Origin of the sequence: Marivirga sp. (assembly GCF_024636815.1) — a bacterium.
In the GTDB taxonomy this organism is placed as follows: Bacteria; Bacteroidota; Bacteroidia; order Cytophagales; family Cyclobacteriaceae; genus Marivirga.
The window spans coordinates 1-23,227 of sequence record NZ_JAGXGF010000226.1; the positions used below are offsets into that span (position 1 = coordinate 1).

Sequence of the window (23,227 nt, forward strand, 5' to 3'; positions counted from 1 at the left end):
ATTTTACCAGTAATATCTGTATATAGTTATAATACAGAAGATTATACTGATTATGGTAGTAATATTGAACATAAAACAGCTCTTAAACCTAGTTTTTTTTATAATAATTCACATTCAATAATTATTCCGAAGAGGAATTTAATTTCCCTTAATTATAATAGATTTAAGTCATATAGGTCTTTTGATGAAGAGCTCAAAGAGGACAGGTCTCAACAAAAGGATTATATGAATTATAAATCTCTTTCATATGGATCTTCAATGGATTTTGATTCCATTAATTATCATATAGGAGAGGCAAATAATATGTTAAATACTATTAGGGGTGAAGGACGATTTGTTGATTATTTATCCTTAGGACAATCTTTCCAACTTCCTGTAGGGATTCAAAAATCTATTGGAGGTCTTAATTACACTGTTATTTTTCATGAGATAGAACTTATAAGAGATTCGGCTTACATAGATGCTTATTTAGTTATTGAGCTTCCATCAGAAAATACTTTAACTTTTATGGGAAGGGATATCCAATTTACTGCTGAAGGGGGTATTAATGGGGTAGGTAGAGTGGAATTGATCGGGAATAATAATATTTCTTTTTCTGAGAATAATGAAGAGCAAAAAATATTATTAACCTTGTTAGGGGGAGATCCTGAAAATCCAGGTAATACTTATGCGGAATTTGATTGCTATGGATTTCGTGAATTATCAATACATGCTGGTGTTACTTTTTCAAAGGATATTTTAGTAAAAGAAAATCCTGATGGTAGCATTTCAGATGATAGGGTAACGGCTGAATTTGTTACTCGTGTAACTGATTGGAACGATATTATTGTGGATATTAGTTTACCTAAATTCCAAATGACAGATTTGCAGGGTTGGACATTTGAGGTGTCTAATGCTGTATTTGACTTCTCGGATAGCCAGAATGCTAGTAGTTTAACATTTCCTGCCGGATATGAATCACCTTATTTCACTGAGGGGAATCGATCTTTATGGAGAGGTTTTTATTTCAGACAGTTAGAAGTTACGCTTCCTGAGGAATTTAATAAAAAGAATCAAACAGCCAGGACTTCATTTTTTGCAAGTAATTTAATTATTGATGAGTTAGGAGTAACAGGTTTAATTGGGGTAAGAAATATTATAGGCCTTAATGAAGGAAATGCTGATACCTGGAAGTTATCAGTTGAAGAAATTAATGTTGAGATTTTAAAAAATGAATTCATTTCAGGGAATATTGGAGGGCAAATTGAGGTTCCTTCTCTTGAAACTGAAGATCCACTTTTATATACTGGCACTTTTACTAAAAATGGTAATTATAATTTAATAGCACGATTAAAAAGTACTGCTAAATTTAATGCTTTTAAAGCAGACTTAAACCTTTCTCCAAATTCCTTAATTGAGTTAAAAGTAATAGAAGGAAAATTTAAACCGAGGGCTGTATTACATGGAAATATGGATGTTAATCCTACCACCAGTTCTGATAAAAAAGGAGCTGAGGTAAATGGATTAATATTTCAGTCATTGGTGTTACAGACAGAAGCCCCTTATATAGATGCCCAGTATTTTGGCTTCGAGCAAAATTCTAAAGAAAACACGGCAGGTGGTTTTTCAATAGGTATAGAAAAAATAGCACTTCAAACCGATCCTGAAAATAATAGAATTGGAATTCATACTAATATGGTAGTAAATCTAGTAAGTGCTGCTGATAACGGATTTGGTGCAGAGGCCGCTTTCACAATATGGGCAAAGCGAAATAATTTAGAAAACCAAATTAGATACGAATATGATGAGCTTGAGCTGTCTGGAATAGGTATTAAAGTTAGTCGTAATGGATTTTCCTTTAATGGAAATTTACAGTTTTATGAAGGAGATAATACTTATGGGAATGGTTTTAAAGGCAATGTTGTAGCTAATTTTGGTTCAGGAGATAAAGCAGTTGAAGTAACAGCAACGGCATTATTTGGCTCTGTTGATGGTTTTAGATATTGGTATGTAGATGCTTTAGCACAATGGGAGAAGGGATTTCCGATTGTAAGCCCATTTTCACTAAATGGTCTTGGTGGTGGGGCATTTTATCATATGCGTCAACAGGGGTTAAATGATCAAATTGGAGTTGACTTAAGTAAATCTAATTCTGGAATTGTTTATATACCTGATGAAACAGTTCATTTAGGTATAAAAGCATCAGTTATTTTTAGCTTGCAAAATGCAGAAACAGCAGCTAATGGAAAGGCTGAATTTGGAATATCTTTTAATTCTAATGGGGGTGTAAATCAAATATCTTTTAACGGAAGTGTAGAGATGATGACTCAGTCTTTCATGTCAGATTTAGGCAAGGTAACAGAGCTGGCATCTAAGGTGTCGAATCAGCAGAAAATAAAGTCTGAAGCAGGATCTGCTTTTAGGGGTGATGTTAGATTGCTTTTTGACAATCGGAATAAAAGTTTTCATGGGATTATTGATGTTTATGTTAATGCTGCCGGAGGTGCAGTTACGGGTAGTAATCCTGGATTTCTTGCCGGTAGATCAATAATCCATTTTGAAAATAATTATTGGTATATACATATTGGAAAACCTTCAAACCCTATTGGTATTCAGATTTTAGGGTTAGCTAAAACCAATAGCTACTTTATGATAGGGCATGATATACCTGGAATTCCACCTCCACCTCAATTGGTTCTGGATATTTTAACAAGTGAGCAAAGGGCTAGAAATGAAGAAATTAGAAATAGCAGTAGGAGTTTAACAGAATTAAGCTCAGGTAAAGGATTTGCATTCGGAACAAATTTCACGATTGATACGGGCGAAAAAAGACATTTAGTAATTTTTTATGGAAGATTTGCCGCTACTGCTGGTTTTGATATTAACATGACTAGGTATAATGCAAGTTGTAGTGGACAAGCAGGGCTAGTAGGTATAAATGGATGGTATGCTCAAGGTCAAGCTTATGTAGGATTATTAGCAACTGTGGGGATGGATGTCAATTTGAGATTTTTAAAAAAGAAAGTAGAGATATTTCATGGAGAACTGGCTGCCTTAATGCAAGTAAAAGGCCCTAATCCATTCTGGATGAGAGGAGATGCTTCAGGAAGATTTAGTGTTTTAGATGGTTTGGTTGAAGGGGATTTTGATTTTGATGTTGAGATAGGGGAGGAATGTAAATTAGAATCTTCTGGTGAAAGTCCGTTACAGGAAATGAAAGTGATTGCTGAGCTAACACCTAATAATGAGTCTCAGGAAATTGATGTATTTACAACTCCCCAAGCGGTATTTAATATTCCTGTTGAAAAGGAATTTGAAATATTGGATTTTGAGAGAAATCCAATGGCTTATAGAGTGAAGTTGGATTACTTTAAATTAAAAGAGGGCAATAAAAGCTTAGGTGCTGATATAACTTATAATTCTGATAAAAATGTTTTTGTATTAGATCCAAAGAGAGTTTTACCATCTACAACAGATTTAGAATTAGATATAAAAATCCACTTTGAAGAAAGGGTGAATGGGACTTGGGTAGAGTTTAAGGAAAATAATGAAGTAGTTACTGAGACTTTAAACTATTCTTTTACCACAGGCCTACAGCCAGATTATATACCCGAGGAGATGGTTGAGTATTCTTATCCAGTAGAAGGGATGGTTAATTTTTATCAAGGAGAATCTGATTACGGATATATAAAATTAAATGACCCAGGATTGACCAGACCATTTGAGAAGGAAGGGCGATGGGATTTGAAAGCCAGTTTTACAGATAGAAACGGAAATTCAATAAGAACAGATTTCACGTATAATGATAATTCCCATGAAGTTCGGTTTAATATTCCCGAATTACCGAATAATATAATCCATCATTTTCAATTATTAAGAGTTCCGAGTCAAGAAAACGTCTCTTATGATAGTAATGTTGAAAAAGTAAAAAATACTATTAGTAAAACCGATGATGGAAAGGATATAAATCTTGAAATCCAAACAATGGAAGCAGAAGGAAGTATAGAAGCACTTTCCGAGGAAGAAATATATTCATTTTATATCAGAACTAGTAAGTATAATTCTTTGGAGCAAAAATTATTTTCTGATGATTACAATACACTTTCTGGCTCAAGAAAAGTTTTAAGAGATGGTGTACATCAATTATCAATTGATATAACAGGGGGTAAAGAACAATTTGATAAATATGAAATAGCTGGTGGTACTAACTTTGAACCACTTATTTATATTGAGGCTGATTTTGAAAATACAGTTTGGTTTGAAAATCATTTAGGGCCTCTGCTTTATGATAATTATCCTTATTTTCCTACTGGCAGTGTTACCAATTCAGAGTCCTTGACATATGGTGTTCCACCTGTCACTGCATTTTATATAAGTCAAAGAGATACTGACCTTAAATTAAACCAGTCAAATCAATTTGGACAAACATTTTTCAGTACAGCTGAATATTTTGCTATTAAATATTTTAGTCCAGATTATGTTGAGAAGCAATATGCTGAATTACGTAATAAGGCCTCATCTTATTATAGAAATCGGACAAGAACAGAAAGAATTGAGCGCTTATTAAGTTCGCGTTTCCCTTTGATTCGAAAAGGTTTATATCCTGCTCAATTTAAATATATACTCCCTGGAGGAAATGAAGGTAGGAGTGATTTTCAATTAAGTTTTTATAGTTCAGTAGGATCAGAAGAATGAGAAAAATATTTATCATATCGACCTCAATATTGATGCTTTTGGCAGAATCTGTAGTCTCTCAGGAACTTCCAAAAGTTAAAGTTAAAACTACATATGATTCTATAAATAATAAGATTTTATTAAGATGGGCACCTGACAATTCGAATTTTTGGGTTCTTGCAAATGAGTACGGTTATACTATAGAGAAATATTTTTATCAGAGAGATGGGGAATTGCTCAATATACCTTTAAAAAGAGATATTTTAATTGAGAATTTAAAGCCCAAGACATTAGATGAATGGGAGGATATTGTTCAAACCAATGATTATGCAGCGATTGCGGCTCAATCTGTATATGGTAAAGGAATTAATTTAAATAATTCACAAAATGGAATAATATCAATTGTTAATAAAGAAAAAGAAATTAAATCACGTTTTTCTTTTACTTTATTTGCCGCGGATCAATCAATTGAAGTTGCTAGTTATTTAGGACTGTATTATGAAGATCTTAATGTAAAAGAAAATGAGCGTTACCTCTATAGAGTTTTTGCTAATGTACCAGATTCAGTTATGTCAGCCGACACTGCCTCGATCTATTACGGACCGGATGATTTTTCACCTTTACCTAGTCCACTGACAGAATCAATAGTTCAAGAAGAAGACTATGTAGTATTAAAATGGTTGAGTGCTCCTTATAGAAATGTGTTTTCAAGTTACATAGTAGAAAGATCTTTTGGTGGTGAAAATTTCGAAGCTGTTAACACTTTGCCTCAGATAAACTTTAATTCAGGACCGCAAAAACGCAATGTATTTAGTACCTATGTTGACACTACAAGTTATTCAGGGAAAGCATATTACAGAATAATAGGAAAAAATACGTTTGGACAATTGAGTCCACCATCTGATACACTTTCCATTAAAAAGTTAGAACCATTTGTTGTTCCTATTCCTCAAATTGATTCAGTTCAATTTGATAATAGTAACAATAATATTTTTTGGTCTGCAAAAGGGGATGTAGAATTTATTGAGAAGGTGTTTTTAGAAAAATCTGATAAATCAGAAGGAAATTATCAACTAATTCAATTAGATAGTATATCAAGAAACCATGTTTTAAGAGATCCTTTACCTGATGAAATAAATTATTATAGGGTTGGAATAACTGCAGGAGATCATATAAAATATACCTTACCGTTTTTATTTCAAAACATTGATAGTATACCCCCAGCGAAGCCAAGATTCAGCAATTATTTTGTGAAAGATAGTTTATTGCATCTAAGTTGGAATGCAAATCATGAAGATGATATAGCGGGATATAGAGTTTATAAAAGTCAAAAGCCAGATGCGGAACCCTCATTGATTTATGATAAAAATAAACTTGACACTATTGCGATTTTTGAAGAAAATCTTTCACTCATAAATAATGAACGATACTATTATTTAGTAGCATTTGATCAAAATGGAAATGCATCTGATTTATCTGAAAGGATTAGGGTTGAATTACCAGATATAGTCCCTCCATCACCTCCTATAATAAGTAGTATTGTTCAAGAAGGAGATAGTCTTAAAATAGATTTTATAGGTAGTTCAAGTAAAGACGTAGAAGGTTATTTGCTATACAGAAAAATTGATAACTCTCTATATAAATTGATTAGCCAGTTTGGATTAAGTAATAAGCAAATAATTGATGTAGTAGAAATAGAAGGAGATTATAGATATAGATTAATAGCATTAGATAAAGCTAGAAACGAAGCAGTTTCCAAAGCTTATCCAATTAAAGTTCGCTTTAAAACCCAAAGAGAGATTGATTATAAGATAATTGAAAATGAAGATTCTTTCGAGATAATGTGGGAAGTTTCTTTGGCTACTAAAGTCACCATAGTTAAAGTCTATTATAAAATTGGGGAGCAATTCAATTTGATAAAAGAGGTGGATGTTAATCAAGGATTATTAGAATTGGAGAAAGGCAATAGAATCAAAGAAAATATCAAACTAATATTTATTTAAATGGTAGTAAGAAAGCTTTTATTATTTCTGATTTTATTTTTTCTATTATTTGGGGAATCTGAATCGAAGGGTTTTGAAGGTTTAAAGTCTTTCGATAGTGAATTTATTATTGGAGAAATTAATGTATGTTACAATAGTCTAACTAGATATAGGACCTCATTAGAACCAAGTTCTGCTAATGCTTGTGATTATTATTATATATGGGAGGTGAAAGGTGGTGTATTTGCTAGTGGTGATACGTCCATAATAGAGCAAGGTAGGGAATATGTAGATGTAACTTGGTTAAAAGGTGAAGATCAATATAAACTTGAGGTTACAGCCACTTATAAAATTTTACCTCCAAATCCTGATATGACATGTAACTTTGAATCATCATTTGAAGAAAAGGGCTTTCTTAATCCTAATTTCACAGGCGATGCCAATGAGCTGCCACCTTTGAGCACATGGGAATTTAATGGCAATAGCGAAACAGAGTCGTTGATTTGCTCTGATGATGGAACAATTTCGGCAGTAGAGAATAATCCTGCAAGTGAATTTAACATAGAAACTAGATTGTATTATGAAAATGCTCAGGGTGAAGTAACTATTATAAAAGATTGGAGCAGTATTATATTAATAGATGGTTATACTTTTACACCAAACTATATTGATCTACATGCTGGAATAAAATTATTTAAGCAAAGTAGATATGTAAATTGTCCGTCAATTGCTGCTACTGAAGAATTTACAATAGATTTTTATTTAATACCAGATTTTAACTTAATTCATTCTTCGCAGCCTCAATGTGCAGGAGAAATCGCAACGGCAACTTTTAGTCTTTCTAATGCCTATTTATCTTCTGTAATTATAGGTTTAACTACACCATCAGATGAGTTTATTTCTTTTCAAATAGAAGCAGAGAATGATAGTGTTTTCACTATAAGTGATACGTTAAGTTATGAAGTATATGACCCCACTTCAGAAAAATTTGTTAATCAAGAAATTGATCTTGGGGCTGGAAATTATGAAATAACCATGGAACCTCTGATTCTGAAAGACAGTGCTTCAATAAATTATCCATGCTTTGTTAACGATACCTTTACTATTAATGAACCTCCAAATGACTATATATCTTTAAATATACAATCTGATACAATTGAATTAGACTGTCAAAATGATCTGACCACTATTAACTTCCAATTGCAAAGAGAAGATTCGGTGGGAGCTAAATTTGATTACATATTATTTGATAGCAATAATATCGCGCAGGATACAATAGGATATATATCTGATGCAGTAAGTTTTCAAGTTGGCTTAGGGAATTATTATATAAAAGGAAAAGAAACAGATTGTAGTTGGGATAATTCGGAAGCAGTTTTAGTTAGTGATACAGTAAATATTGTTTCCCATTCAATTTCTTTCGAATATGGGCCAGTAGCTAATGAATTAGATGGTTATGACTATAATATTTTTTGTATAGGTGATAGTACTGCTTCCATATCAGTTACTGCTCAAGATGCCCTGTCAGGGAGTTTAGATTATTTACTGAAAAAGGAAAATGATGGTTCTTGGAATGATTATGATACTTTAATTAATGAGTCAAGTAATAATCAGGTTGAATTTCAAAACTTACCAGAAGGAGATTATAAGTTAAGGGTTAAATTTACTGATTGTGCTGATTGGACTGTAAGAGATAATGAAGTAATAGAGTCGAGTATAATTCAAATATCCACTCCCGATTCAGCAATTACGGTTAGTGATTCAGTAAGCATGAATAGGCCTACATGTGCAGGAGGCTCTGACGGCTTTTTTACATTTTATGCAAGTGGTGGAACTGGTTCGTCATATAGTATTATTGATGCAGTAATAAGCAATAATCCAGATGGTCAAAATAATTCATTTAGTGATATGACCATAAATAACTTATCTGCAGGTGTTGTGGTAGACAGCATAACAGTAGAGGACAGTGCAGGGTGTTCAGTGAAAATTGATATTGTGGATCAAACTATGCTTTCTGCTATAGACCCATTCCAATTTACCTCTCAAACCACCACTCAACCCCAATGTTATGATTCAGATGGGATATTTGAATTTAGTTACACTAATGCCAATGTTGCTGATAGTCTAATTAATAAATATGTTGTTATAGCTGGGGACTCCTGTATTGACAATAATGATTGTGATTCTAATGATGATATTTCTGTTTTTTCACCGGAAATTAATTTAGATAGAACGAATAATTCTTTAACAGTTAGTGCAACTGAAATTGCTAATAATACTAGTGAATATCAGGTTTACTTAAATGATGATCAATGCGTAATAGTTTCAGATATTATAAGCTTTACTGAGAAATCCCAACCTAGTTTCAGTTCAGATTTATCCTACCAAATTTCATGTAAAGGTGATTCTAGAAATATAAATCTATCCATGAGTAATAATCAAGGTTCTTTTATTGATTTTGATTTAGAACTCGAAAGAAAACCTTCTGGTGATAGCATATTTACACTTGCAGATATGGATACTGTATCAATTTTAGAAAATGTAAGTGGTGTTTTAACCATAGAAAATCTATATGAAGGAGAGTATAAAATATATGGAACTGATGGATTTGGCTGTACTTTTGTTGAGCATGAATTCGAACTCGTTGAACCAGATACTGCCTTAACTATCAATGCTAGGTCAGACACTTTATTCACAGATAATGCTGGAGAAGTATATCACATAAGCGAATATGGAGCTAATGATGGTCATATTTCTTTTAGTGCCTCTGGTGGTGAAGAAAGTTATAGTTTTATGCTTTATGCTAATCAAAATAAAGTTGATTCAAGTACTAATAGTACAAGTGGTACTTTTTCTAATTTATTTGCAAATGATGCGAATGGCAATCTTATTGAATACTATGTAAGAGTGGTAGATGATAGAAGTTGCCTTGTTAATTCTGATACCCTTACTTTAAACGAGCCGGATTCATTAAGCTTTCAATTCTCTCTAAATGAGTATGAAGATTCAAATGGTAATATATATAATATAAAATGTAATGACGGAACCGATACCCTAAGGGTTGAAACAGAGGGTGGTGTTTATCCTCATTTGGTAGAGGTATACAAAGGGAATATTAATGAAAAGGCTGATACTTTAAATTCTCAACTTGAGGTTGCAGTTTTCTCAGGCTTATCTCAAGGCAGTTACAGAATAAAAGTTACCGATAAATTTGACACCGCTATTGTTAGTAGTTTAAGAACAGTAATAGATATTGACTCTATTGAGTTAGTGGAACCCGATTCATTAAGCGTAACTACAAACGTGACTCAGCCTATTTGCTATGGGGATAGCACGGGTTCTATTACAGTTGATCCTTCAGGAGGTGCCTCGTTTGCAGATAATAAATATTATATCACTTTTTTAAATGATACAGGTGGAGTTGTATTGGATTCAATTGCTAGTGAATTAACGCTTCAAAATTATGCTGGAAATTATTACTACAAGGTAGTAGATGAATTTGGGTGTGAATATAGATCAGGGGATTATAAAGTAAATGGTAACCCGATCAGTATTACCGAACTGAGCCCTAGACTAAGCGTAGTTGAAGATTCAGTTACTTACCCTCCCTGTGCTGGTGACGAAACTGCAACATTATCTGTTCATGCAAGTGGTGGCCGTTCTGGCGGAAGTTATACTTTAGAACTTTATGATAAAAATGGCCCTAGCTCACTTATTGATAGTGTTTCAACAGAAAATTCTGAGTATCACCAATTCCAAAATTTATTTGCTGGAGATTATAGGGTTGTTGTTTATGATGATTCTTTATGTTCCGATTTTGTTGAAATTACAATCGAGGAAAGAGATGCCCCATTAGAATTTATTTCAATAGAGTCTATTTTATCGAAATGTGCTAACTCTTCAGATGCCAAACTAAAAATAACTTCAGCAGGGGGAGATAGCCCGCATTTATTTTCATTGGATAACATTAATTTCCATCCAATTGATAGTACAACTACTTCTAATGATGGTACTGTAACTTATCACCACAAAACCTTCACAGGTTTAGTAGGTGATAGTACCTATACTATTTATTTAAAAGATGACAACTATTATGATTCATCTTATAATAATGTATGTTTAATTACTACAACCAAAAACATCCCTAAAACTCCTTCTCTTGCATTGAGTATTGAGAAGACTGATGTTCTTTGTTTTGGAGAAGAAAGTGGGGAATTCACCCTTACTCCATCTTATGGCAATAACGACAATATCAATGACTTTAATATAGAAATAAATGGACCTAATGGCACAATAAATCACGATCAAGGTTATGTAGATAGTTTGTCAGCGGGTAGTTACGAAGTAGAAATTACCTTAAAAGATACAACCGCTTGTCAAACACCATTATTCGATAGAATTGATATTGATCAACCGGAGCCATTAACTGTAGAAATATCTTCTGCGACAGATTATAATTGTTCCACAATTGAAGACATTATCCTCAGTGGAGCAATAGGTGGAGGATTGTCAACGGATAAATATCTTTATGCTATAAACAGTGATAACAGTGCTGATTTTGATTCACTTGAAATATCTAAAGGTGAATTTAGAATCAAAAGAACGCTTGATCCAGGCTGGAATACTTTTTATTTAAAATCATCATATAATTGCTTAGCCTCTGATTCTTTCTTTATTGAATCAGTAGTACCCAATATTCAAGTTTTATCTAATCATTCAGCTAGTTGTAATGACAGATCTGATGGGGAAATTGAAGTGACTTCAAGTTTTGAAAAGCTTGATTTTAAGCTGATGAATTTGAAAGATACATTTTCAATTTCAGATGAGGATACAGTAATATTTGAAGGACTTGAAGCGGGTATTTATCAATTGACTGGGAGCTCTTCAAGCTGTTTGGCTGACACTTTGGAAATTATTATTAACCAACCAGACTCGATAGTAATTCAACCGGAAATTATTGAAATGCCATCTTGTAATCAAGCAAATGGTTTAGGAGGGGTTAAAATTACTGGAGGCACATTGCCTTATCAGGTTTTTTGGCAGTTGGAAAATGGCAATATTTTAGATAGCACGTCTTTAAAGTCAGGTTATTACGATATTATCATAGAAGATGCCAACAACTGTTCTGCAATGTTTCCAAGCTTTTTTGTTGGAGAGACTAATGATTTTACGGTTTCTATTCAAAACTCATCCAACCCTACTTGTGGAGAGAATAATGGTTCAATTTTAATTCAAACTCATGAGGGAGTACCCCCCTATGATATTAATTGGTTTAAGGATGGATCCTTGTTATTAAATGACACGGACTCATTAACGGAATTATCTGAGGGAAGCTATATTTTCAGTGTTACAGATGCCATGGGTTGCTTCTTTGAAGATAGTGTTGAGTTAAATAGCATTGAACCTATTAATGTAGAATTATCGAATGAGATTGCGGCTGATTGCGATACGCAAAATGGATCCATAACTTTATCAGTTACAGGTGGAACCCCTCCTTACAGCTATTCTTGGCCTGATTCAATACCTTATACAGATAGAAATTATGCTGAAGGATTATGGGGAGCTAAGATATATACCGTGAGAGTATCTGACGCCAATTTATGTACAACAAATCACGAATTTGTTATCGGAAATATTGGTGCACCAGAAGTTGCTGTTCACACCACCAAACCTAAATGTGGTTTAGCAAATGGTAGTATTGAAATTGAATTACTTTCTGAAAATAACGCCATCTACGAATGGGAGGGATTTGAGAACACTAGTTCAACATTAGAAAATATTCATTCCGGTATTTATTTTGTTACTGTCACTGCAAATGATTGTCCGATCACAAAAAGGGTTGAACTCACAGAGGATATCAATAATCTTTTAACGGCAGACCCATTACTCACAAATGCAAGCTGTAATGATACGGGTGGGGAGATTAATCTCAATATTTCGGGAGGTACTCCGCCTTATGTTGTTACCTGGGATGATATTGCATTAAATAATAGTTTAAGAACAGATCTCTCTTCTGGTAATTATAGTTTTATAGTGACCGATAGCGTAGGTTGCACTATATCACAAGATATTTATTTGAACAAAGAAGAATTACCTCAACTTTCCTTAAAGTCCATAGGGAATGCTGCATGTGGGGAGACAAATGGATTTATTCAACTTGATAGTCTTTCAAGCGAATATACTTTCAAATGGTCTCATAATGATATTCTTAATGATCCATTGGCTGAAAATCTTGCATCTGGTTTATATTCTGTATATGCAATAAATGAGATTGGTTGTAGTACGGATACTGTCTCCTATTACATTAGCAGTAGCGATACAGACCTTAGAATTCAGGAAGTAGCCGTAATTTCAGCTTCTTGCAATGAAAGTGCGGATGGTAGTATAGAAGTGAATGCTGTAAATGGCATTGCACCTTATCAATATGAATGGGATGATGAAGCCGAACAAACTGGTAATATAGCCCAAGATTTAAGCCCGGGAACTTATACTGTCCTAGTTACAGATGCCACAAATTGCAGCCGGGTGAAATCGATTACTTTGGGTCAGGTGAATCCAGTCTATATTTCAAATATATCCAAAAGTGCACCTTTATGTCCTGATTCAGAAGATGGAAGTATAACTGTAACGGCCTCTGGTGGTAAGGGTAATTATTCTTATGAATGGTCAACAGGGGATACCACCCAAGCAGTTACAGGTTTAGGGAGCGGTACGTATTCCGTGACAGTTTATGATAATAATATTTGTTCTGATCAGGCAGATATTACCATTGCTGCACCAGATACCTTATCCGTAGAATATTCCACAGAAAAACTCACCTGCTATTCAACTGCTGATGGACAAGTTGAACTTTCAATTTCAGGAGGAGTACCGCCTTATGCTGTTGAATGGGAAGATGGCTCAACCTTAAAAAGACGATTTGATTTGACGGCAGGTAATTACAATGTTTTTATTTCAGATAATAATAATTGCAGTATAAGTCAAAATATAATAGTTGCTGCTAAAGATTCAGTTAGTCTAGACTATGAAATTACTTCAGTTTCTTGTAATGGAGGTAATGATGGTAGTATAAGAATTGACAGTATAACTAATGCAAATAGCCCATTGGTAGAATGGTCTAATGGTCAAATTGGTAATACTTTAAGGAATGTATCCGCAGGTTTATATGAAGCAGTTATCACTGATTCTAATGGCTGTAATACAGCTTTTGAATTTGAGATAGATTCGCCAGATTCATTGCAAATTGTTAACGACACTATTACAGATGTTCTATGTAAAGATGGTTTCAATGGGTCCATTAATTTTGATGTAATTGGAGGGAATGGGAATTATAGCTTCAACTGGGATGATGGGCCAAGAACTAGTAATAGATCTAACCTAACAGCAGGGATTTATCAAGTAACTGTAACGGATGATCTTAACTGTACAATTGAAAAACAATTTACAGTGAATGAGCCAAATCCATTAGTTCTGAATTATACTGCAGCTTCAATTAGCTGTTTTGGAAGTGCAAATGGTTATGCCTCTATTGAAATTGAAGGAGGTATTTCACCTTACCAAATTAGCTGGGCCGATGGTGGTGTGGATAGTGTGCGGAATGACTTATCTGCCGGAACTCATGATGTATTAGTAACGGATGCCAATAATTGTTGGGAAAGTATTGAAGTAATTATTCCTAATCTTAATCCTATTAGAATCAATGATGTTATTCAAACTATTCCATCATGCTATCAAGGTACTGACGGGGGGCTTGAATTAGATATCATTGGTGGAAATGCTCCATATACTATAAGTTGGGAAAATGGAGAGACAGGAGCATCATTAAATAATATTTCAGCAGGAAATTATCAGGTAACTATTACCGATGATAATAATTGTCAATTAACAGAATTGATAACTCTGGGAGATGGAACCCCAATATATTTAACAAGTGTAACCACAGCTAATCCTATTTGCTATGGTGAGCCATCAGGCATGATAGATGTTATTCCTGATGGAGGAAACCCACCTTTTGAAGTGGTTTGGGAAGACGGAACAAGGGCTTCTAGAAGAGAAGACTTATTGGCAGGAACGCATGTTTTTGATGTAGTGGATTCTACAGGTTGTTCAGTAAGTTATGAGATTACGATTCAAGACCCTCCTTTAGAGGAGATTAACAACCTTCCTTCAGAAGTTTTTCTATGTACAGGTGGGGTGGCCAATCTTGATGCGGGAGACTGGAGTAGTTATAACTGGACTTCGGATAATGGATTTTCTAGTAATGAAAGGGAGATATCGATAGATGCGGAAGGTAATTATAATCTGACTGTAACAAATGAAGCAGGCTGTGAGGATCAACATCAATTTTCGGTAATAAAAGATGATAATATTTTATCTGCTGACTTTTTATTAACCTCCGAAGCTGTAGTACTAGATACTGTTATTATTGTGGATGTGAGTTGGAGAATACCGGATTCTGTTCGTTGGATTAATCCTGATGATCCGGATTTTTACTTAGTATCTCAAACGGATGAGTATCAGGAAGTGATATTTACCAGAACAGGTGAGTTTGAACTTAGTATGAAAGCAAATCTAGACTTATGTGAGGCGGATGTCTCTAAAACCATTACGGTACTTTCAAGAGAAGAAGCTGCGCGCTTATCTGAAGAAGCCAGTAAATATAATTCTAATGATCTTCATATTTCCACATCAATTTATCCGAACCCTAACCACGGTGATTTTAGAATTGAAATGAAAGGGAATATGGAATATGATCATAATTCAAAAATAATCGATGTGAATACTGGCATTGAATACTATAGATTTAATGGTAAAAAACAAATGAATTATATTTTCAATGTGGGGGAGAATAGGCTTCCAGATGGAGTTTATCTGCTCGTGATGGAAGCAGAAGGAGAAACAATTACAAAAAGATTTATAGTTAAGTAATGAGAAAAAGCTTTATATTTTTCCTTTTATTATCATTGAATTCAGTTTTAGTAAATGCTCAAAACTTTAGTGAAGTGGCTTCTACAGGGCTTCCTGCAGTAGGAAATAGCCAGATAGAATGGGCTGATTTTAATAATGATGGGTTTAAAGATGTATTGATTTTAGGGACTGATAATTCCGGTGCTATATTATTTGAATTATATACCAATAATCAAGATGGTACTTTTTCAGCCTCTGGTTTGCCACTCAGTCCATTAAAGAACTCAAGTTTTAGCATTCATGATGTTAATGATGACAATCAACTTGATATATTTTATACCGGTAAAGATGGTTCAGGAAATATTCTGAATTACCTTTTGATCAATGATGGAATTGGTTTTAATGTTTTAAACGATGTCATTGGTCAATATTATAGAGCTAGAATTTTATCACTGGATATAAATTTAGATGGACAAGTTGATTTAATCATTAATGGATATAATCAAAGCAATACTATTGAACAATCTGTATGGATTCAAAATAATTTATCCTTCACTAAAAGTGCAGATTATTCACTTCCTGATATTGGTTTAGGAAGTTTAGTTGCGGCCGATTTTAACAATGACGGCATAATAGATTTTTTAACTTCAGGAGAAAATGCCAGCGCTCAATTTGAAACTCATATCTACTTAATTAATAAAGGTGGTAGTCTGACAGAAAAGGTTTCTTCACCTATTTCCAATATTTTAATTAAAGATATAAAAGCTCAAGACTTTACGGGTGATGGATTGACTGATTTTGTGTTTTACGGCATAGATGGATCATTTAATTCAATTCAAAAATGGTATAAACAGGATGGTTCAACATATACCGAGATTAATAATGTGATTGATGTGAAGTCAAGTGCATCTATTGATTTGCTTGATTTGGATAATGATGGGGATAAGGATTTTGCAGTTAGTGGATTAAACAATTCAGGCAATTATACAACTCAAATTTATAACAATGATGGAGTAGGGAATTTTACCTTAAATGCTGAGGCATTAACAGGTATAGCCAATGGTAGTTTAAATGTTGTAGACTTTAATAATGACAATAAGAACGACTTATATGTAAGTGGTTATTCGGATGTTGACCCTGATAATGCTATTATAAATTTTTTGTCAGAAAATTCAGTCGCTTCAACAAATTTAAGTCCGTCAATTCCTGCTAATCCGACAAGCATGGTAACTGCTAATGAAGTAGAATTTTCTTGGGATGCATCTACTGATGATTTGAGTGCTTCAGCTGAAATTAATTATGCGATTACTTTGGGGAGTGCTACTGGTAATTTTAATCTAATTAGTCCGCTCAGTTTAAATAATGGTTCAGACCCTTTATTAAACCAGCAGGCTTTTTCAACCTTTAATAAGAGACATGTCAGTAATTTAGCCGAAGGTGAATACTTTTGGAAAGTAAGGGCAATTGATGCTGGTGGCAAGAGTTCAGAATTTTCAGCTGAAGAAAGTTTTATTATTTGTGATTCACCTGATTTAGGAGCAGATCAGCAAATCTGCTATGATGATACTTTTTATTTATCTGCTGGATCCGCTTTGGATATCATAAATTGGTATTCAAAGAACAATGGGCTTCTTCAAAATGGAGGGAATGATTTTTCAGCAAGCCTTCAAGCTAATGATACTATCATAGTAGAAGTAGAAAAGCCATTAGGTTGCATTGTTTACGATACGGTTAATATAGAAGTTATTCCGCTTCCTGAAAGCACCTTACCGGCAGATACTTCTGCATGCTTCGGGTCATCTGTTCATTTGGAAGTTGCAGCCACTTTTAATGAAGTCAATTGGTATAGAAAAGATGAAGGATTAATTAAATCAAATAGTGAGTTTATTGAAATCGAATTGTTTGAGAATGATACGATTATTGCAGAATTAATCAATGCTCAAGGATGTATTGGAAAGGATACGGTATTCCTTTTTACTGATGAACTTCCCAATAAAATAACCACACAAAATTTTTCATTATGCTTTGGTGATAGTTTAAGCTATACTTTACCCAATAATTATGATTCAACACTATGGGAATCCTATCAATTGGGGTTGATCGCATCAAATATGCAGGGTATAAATTATCTTTTTAATGAGAATGATACTTTATTGATCACCAAGGTAAATGCTAAAGGTTGTTCAGTTACGGATACAGTGGAAATCACCATAAATCCCTTACCAACTATTGGTTTGCTATCAGAAAAAAGAGTCTGTGAGGGTGAAATTGCGGAGATTTCTATTGATGGAAACTGGGCTAATATTGAATGGAGAAGTGCGAACAATGGTTTGATTGATACCAATTTGAATAGCATCGGGGTTACTGTAATAGCAGATGATTCCATTTTTGTATCGGTAGAAGATTCATTAGGTTGTGTTAATTCAGATACGCTTCGGCTGATTAAAAAAGATTTACCTGAATTTGATTTAGGAAATGATACAACGCTTTGTGTTTTTGAAAGCATCGTATTCGAAACCTCATCAGGCTTTTCGAAGGTAGAATGGGAATCCGTTAAGCAGGGAGCTTTAGAAGAACAGGATTGGTTTTTAAATTATGAAGTTATTCAAACGGATACCATTATTGCAACAGCTTATGCCTTCAATGGTTGTACTTATACCGATTCTATAATAGTGAATGCCGTTAATTTGCCGCAATTTTCACTGGGCAATGACCCATCAATTTGCTTTGGAGACTCTGTAAGCCTTAGTTTGGACGGAAGCCCTGATAGTGTTAATTGGTATATGGACGGTACACTTCTTGAGGTGCATGATAACGCTATTCAATTTTTACCTGAATCTTCCACTACTATTATTTCAGAGCTTTTTAACAGTACCCATTGTGTAAACTCTGACACCTTGTTAGTTACGGTAAATTCACTACCGAATATCAATTTGGCAGATACAATTAGTGTATGCGAAGGAGAAATGGCCACTATCTCAATTGATGAAAATTTTCAATCCATTCAATGGTATTCTGAAAATGACGGGCTTATAGCATCCAATCAAAATGAATTTAGCCTTGAAATTCAGCAGTCAGACTTGATATGGGTTGAAGTTCAGAATAATAATGGATGTTTCAATACCGATAGCATTAGAGTTATTAAAAATAACCTACCCGAATTCTCATTAGGCTCTGATGTTCAAATTTGTGAGGGAGATATGGTTCAGTTAGAAATTGATAATCCAGCTGATTCCATCAATTGGTTTAATGATTTAGGAGAGCAGTTATTGGATACTACAGCAATTCTGAATTTGCAGATTAATCAAAATGTAACTTGGTGGGCAAAGCAATGGAATAGTTCATACTGTGTTTTTAGTGATACGGTTCAAATCACTCATATTCCACTGCCTGTTTTTGATGTTGGAGATTCCATTTTAATCTGTGAAGAAGCCGAAGTACAGTTAAACCCTCAGGGTATAAATGAAAACTGGGCTTTGGAATGGAGCCCGGCTGCTTTATTATCTGATGCTTCCATTGGTAATCCTATAGCAAGGCCAGTAGAAGATTCTTGGGTTTTCCTTGAAGTGCAGAATGAAGAAGGTTGTGTGTACACGGATTCAGTTTTTATTGCCCTTGATCAACCACTTATTTTAGATGCAGGAGAAGACCGAAGCATTTGTTTGGATGATTTTACCGAATTGGGTGGAACTCCTACAGCAGATGGTAGCAATTTTTCTTATCAATATGAATGGAGTCCTGCTGAATCCTTGGATAATCCGAATGTGGCTAATCCTATAGCAAATCCATCAGAGACTACTACTTATCAATTAATTGCCTGGGCAGGAAATTGTACAGCGGATACTGCTGAGGTTACTATTAGGGTTCAATCACCTCCTGAAATTATCCTTACCGCAGACACCACTATAGGCGCAGGAGATGCCATTCAATTACGAGCTTCGGGTGGCCGTTTTTACCAATGGAAACCGGCAAGAGGTCTCTCCGATGCCACTATTGCCAACCCAATTACCAATCCTGTTCGAACCACTACTTATACAGTAGAGGTATTGGATTCTTTAGGTTGTTTTTCTGAAAAGGAGATGACGGTATTCGTGGAGAATCAATTATTCATCCCTAATCTTTTCACGCCAAATAATGATGGTCAAAATGATTTCTTCAAAATCTACGGGGCAGGGATAAAAGAAATTGAATTCAAGGTATTCACCAGAGGAGGTAAATTATTATATAGCACAAACTCTGTGGAGGAGGCTTATGGACAAGGCTGGGATGGAAATTATAACGGAAATCCAGTGGAATCCGGGGTATATGTCTGGAGCATAAATGGAAAATATTTTGATGATCGTCTTTTAAGCTTTAAGGGGCAGCAATCAGGCTTAATTAATTTAATGAGGTAGCGGATGAAGAAAATTTACGAAAAGGATCTTATTTATTTAGGGAATTACTTGAACAAATACTTTTCCAAAACTTCTGGATTGGTACTGATTTTATGTGCTTTCATAAGCACTCCCCTTTATGCTCAAAACACACAATTTTCCAATTATGGATTTGGTGAAATAGCATTGAATCCCGCAGCTTCGGCCTCAAAAAATTTAATTGGGGTCAATGCGCTTTACAGAATCCAGCGCTACAATAACGGAATGAGCATCAATAGTACACAGATGCAATTTCAATATGCGCTTATAAATCAATCAGCCGGAAAGCGATGGGGAGGATTTAATTTAGTCGCTCAGAGTGATAAAGTTTCAGAGGGCATTCCCTATACCTTTTATAGCATAAAGCCGGGCTTTGCCTATAATTTGGAGATAATGCCCAATAATTTTTTGGCAATGGGAGTAGAGTTGAGTGCCAATCAATCAGGTTTTAATACGGCAGACTTTACCACCGGAAGCCAATGGGTGAATAATCAAGGCTTTGATGAAACAGCTGGTTTGGGTGAGGATTTCCAAAGGCAACAGGTCACTTATTTTTCTGTTGCCACGGGCTTAATGTGGTATGATAATGATGCGGAAGGCTATAGGCGAAATTATTTAGGCCTATCGGTTTTCAATCTCAATCAGCCCGCACGTAGTATTATTAGCGGAGACGATGAAATTCCTCTAAAATTCTCAGCTTTAGGTGGGTATCAATTTTTTAATTTGAATCGCCATGCTTTTTATGCGGAAGCGATTGGGATAAAAAGTCTGAATGATGTCTTTTGGGGAGCGGGGCCTAGATGGTCTTTTCGATTTGAAGATACTAGTCACTTTGATCCTTTTACAGCTGGTGAGTTGGATATTTTTGCCCGCTATTTTTCAGGAGACCGCATCAGCCTAGGAACTCAAATAGCCCAAAAGAATTTCTCAGTTGGCTTTGCAGTTGATTTACATTTGGAAAATACTGCTCAAATGGCCTCCACTGAATTTTCAGTCAGCATTTTTAAACGATTGCCAATTACTAAAGAAGAGGAGCTCCCCGAAGAAGAGTACACAGTCGGTAGTACAAGAGAATTTAAAGATGATAATTTTCAAGACCAACCGGTTAAAGTCATCGAAAAGGAATATAAAACTTCAGTAAGCCGTGATTTTTCATTCGAACTCAGGAAAAACTTCAATTACGGGTTTAACGAAACTAATTTAAATGATGAAGCCAAAGCTTATTTGAATGATATAGCCGTGATGATGCAAGCCAATACAGCTTTAAAACTGAGGGTAACAGGCCATACGGATAATATTGGGACAGAAGAAGCCAACCAAAAAATTTCGGAGGAACGTGCAAAAGGAGTTCGGGATTATTTGGAAAGCCTTGGAATAGCTCATGAAAGATTAAGCTATGAGGGAAAAGGAACCACCGAACCTTTGGTGAAAAATAATAATGAAGAGAATAGAGCGAAAAACAGAAGGGTAGAATTCCTGATTTATGCTACTAAAGACTAAATACCATATCGTTTTTATATTTGTTGCCTTTTCTGTTTTTGAATTACAGGGGCAAGACCTGTCTCAAATCGGAAAAGGGGAAGCCATTAAAGTAAATGGGGGCGTTTCAGTTTCGCAATTGTTTAATAGCTCTTTTGGGGGAGAGCAAAGACGCGATCCTTACAATTATTATATCAATGGGAATCTTAACTTTTCTATTTATGGCTTAAGCATACCGCTGACTTTCAATTTCTCCAACCAGCAATTTGGCTTTCAGCAGCCTTTTAATCAATATGGGGTAAGTCCGACTTATAAATGGATTACCCTGCATGCTGGCTATACAAGCATGAGTTTTAGTCCTTATACTTTGAGTGGTCATTTGTTTTTGGGAGGAGGAGTTGAATTGCGTCCTGATGGTCCTTGGAGTGTGAGTGCTATGGCAGGAAGACTGCAAAAACCCATTGCTGCGGATACTGCTGCCGGTAATGACCCCATGTATCAACGTTTTGGCTATGGAACTAATGTGGGCTACAATGGCGATGGTTATCAATTGAATTTAATTTTGTTTAAATCTAAAGATGATCCTAATTCCATTGATTTTGTACCTGAAGATTCAGAAGTTTTGCCTGAAGAAAATATGGTGATTGGTTTAAATGGAAGTACCACCCTTTTTAGCCGATTTTCATTATCTTTTGAATATGCACAATCTGCTCTTAGTCGCAATGTAGAATCAGAAAGTATTAATAGAGAAGTATTCGCCCCATTTCCGAGCAGCAATGGATTATTTAGACATCGTTTGTCCACTTCCTATTATCAAGCCTTTAAATCCAATTTAAATTATGGAGGAAATGGATATACAATTGGGGTAGGATATGAACGGGTCGATCCCGAATATAAAACGCATGGTGCTTATTATTTCAATAGTGACCTGGAGAACATTACTTTAAATGGTGCGACTCAATTATTTGATAGCAAAGTAAGTATTAGCACTAATGTTGGGCTGCAAAGGGATAACCTAAATAATCAAAAAGTAAACCAAATGACCCGTTGGGTAGGGGCTGTAAACTTGAATTATACCGCTTCCGACAAATTAAATTTGAGCAGCAGCTATTCCAATTTTCAGACCTATACGAATATACGTTCGCAATTTGAGGATATCAATAACCCAAACCCATTGGTGCAGCCGACCGACACCTTGAATTTTACGCAGATTTCGCAAAATATAAATTTCAATACGAATTATATTTTAAAATCAACGGAAGAAAAATCAGCCTCTTTAACGGCCAACTTATCGGCACAACAAACCACTGATGAGCAAGGAGGAGCAGAGCAAAACTCAGGAGCTATGTTTTATAACGGAAATTTCGGCTATGTAAACCAATGGAAACCGCTGGAACTTAATGTTTCGGCTTCCATGAATGTCAGTTTGCAAGAAGCAACTGAAATGCAAAACCTCACAGTTGGGCCAGTTTTTTCGGCCACTAAATCACTTTTAGAAAAACAGCTAAGGTTAAGCCTCTCCTCAGCTATAAACAATAGTTATAGCAATAGTCAATTACAAAATACTATTGTCAATTGTCGCCTGAGCGCGACTTACAGCCTGAAGGAAAAGCATAATTTCAGTTTTACCAATGCATTTATCAACAGAAAAACTTTAGGAAATGAATTATCTGAAAGTACTATTAAGGCAGAATATAATGGAACTTTAACTTATAGTTACCAGTTTTGAAGTTGGGTTGGTACAATGTACGAGCTGGGAAGTTCGCACCAGTTTAAACACTTGACCAATTAATT

The 23,227-nt window shown here is 34.8% G+C and carries 6 protein-coding genes; all 6 read left to right on the plus strand.

From position 1 onward, the window contains the following. Positions 1–225 precede the first annotated feature (225 nt). Genes Q0L29_RS15900 through Q0L29_RS15925 form a run of 6 tightly spaced genes read left to right on the plus strand, consistent with a single transcriptional unit; the run spans position 226 to position 23,162 of the window. Positions 226–4,674: a hypothetical protein gene (locus Q0L29_RS15900; protein WP_296623239.1), complete on the plus strand. Its 4,449-nt coding sequence runs from the start codon at positions 226–228 to the stop codon at positions 4,672–4,674. Next, positions 4,671–6,656: a hypothetical protein gene (locus Q0L29_RS15905; protein ID WP_296623240.1), complete on the plus strand. Its 1,986-nt coding sequence runs from the start codon at positions 4,671–4,673 to the stop codon at positions 6,654–6,656. The genes Q0L29_RS15900 and Q0L29_RS15905 overlap by 4 nt, the downstream gene beginning before the upstream one ends. Then, complete coding sequence (locus Q0L29_RS15910) at positions 6,657–15,563, plus strand: T9SS type A sorting domain-containing protein (protein WP_296623243.1); 8,907 nt, start codon at positions 6,657–6,659, stop codon at positions 15,561–15,563. It abuts the gene before it with no gap. Beyond that, positions 15,563–19,936: an FG-GAP-like repeat-containing protein gene (locus Q0L29_RS15915; RefSeq protein ID WP_296623245.1), complete on the plus strand. Its 4,374-nt coding sequence runs from the start codon at positions 15,563–15,565 to the stop codon at positions 19,934–19,936. The genes Q0L29_RS15910 and Q0L29_RS15915 overlap by 1 nt, the downstream gene beginning before the upstream one ends. Before the next feature lie 3 nt (positions 19,937–19,939). Beyond that, positions 19,940–21,454: a PorP/SprF family type IX secretion system membrane protein gene (locus Q0L29_RS15920; RefSeq protein WP_296623247.1), complete on the plus strand. Its 1,515-nt coding sequence runs from the start codon at positions 19,940–19,942 to the stop codon at positions 21,452–21,454. Further along, positions 21,438–23,162: a hypothetical protein gene (locus tag Q0L29_RS15925; RefSeq protein ID WP_296623248.1), complete on the plus strand. Its 1,725-nt coding sequence runs from the start codon at positions 21,438–21,440 to the stop codon at positions 23,160–23,162. The genes Q0L29_RS15920 and Q0L29_RS15925 overlap by 17 nt, the downstream gene beginning before the upstream one ends. Positions 23,163–23,227 lie beyond the last annotated feature (65 nt).